Here is a 238-nt window from a genome sequence, read left to right as displayed (position 1 = left end):
TCGCGGAGTGCGTCACGTCGCTCGAAGACGAATACGACGCCGAGAACATCGACGACGACGTGTGGCAGCAGATCAAGCTGCATTACATCGGCTTGCTGACGACGCACCGGCAGCCCGAATGCGCGGAGACGTTCTTCAATTCCGTGTGTTGCAAGATTCTGCATCGCTCGTATTTCAACAACGATTTCATCTTCGTGCGACCGGCGATCTCGACCGAATATATCGAGAACGACGAACC

General features: G+C 55.0%; 1 protein-coding gene. It reads left to right on the top strand.

All coding sequences use genetic code 11. The features are described from left to right. Window positions 1-238, top strand: a 238-nt coding sequence (locus NCR93_RS31875; RefSeq protein WP_250532493.1) for an isocitrate dehydrogenase kinase/phosphatase AceK regulatory subunit, incomplete at both ends; no start/stop codon positions are given.

This window comes from Caballeronia sp. ATUFL_F1_KS39 (assembly GCF_023630985.1).
GTDB classification, from domain to species: domain Bacteria; phylum Pseudomonadota; class Gammaproteobacteria; order Burkholderiales; family Burkholderiaceae; genus Caballeronia; species Caballeronia zhejiangensis.
This window is presented reverse-complemented; position numbering and strand designations above follow the sequence as displayed.